This is a genomic window from Bartonella sp. AA2SXKL, from assembly GCF_042197205.1.
In the GTDB taxonomy this organism is placed as follows: Bacteria; Pseudomonadota; Alphaproteobacteria; order Rhizobiales; family Rhizobiaceae; genus Bartonella.
The window spans coordinates 330-611 of sequence record NZ_JBHIRN010000234.1 but is presented as its reverse complement, the minus strand read 5'-3'; the positions used below and the strand labels follow the sequence as shown (position 1 = coordinate 611).

Genomic DNA, 282 nt, shown 5'->3' with positions numbered 1-282 from the left:
AGAAATTAAAACTTTGCGCAGCGAAATACAAAATTTGGCGCAAGAAACAGCTATTTCGATTGGCGAATTTCGTCGGATTGTGACACAAGTGCAGAAAGGTGAGCGCGAATCGACAATTGCAAAAAAGGAAATGGTGGAAGCTAATTTGCGTCTCGTAATTTCAATTGCAAAAAAATATACTAATCGTGGTTTGCAGTTTCTTGATCTTATTCAAGAGGGCAATATCGGTTTGATGAAGGCAGTGGATAAATTTGAATATCGTCGTGGATATAAGTTTTCAAC

1 protein-coding gene is annotated in these 282 nt (G+C 37.6%); it reads left to right on the top strand.

Going from position 1 to position 282, the window contains the following annotated elements:
* The coding region (locus ACFINS_RS10930) for a sigma-70 family RNA polymerase sigma factor (RefSeq protein WP_375706285.1) at window positions 1–282 on the top strand (282 nt) is incomplete at both ends.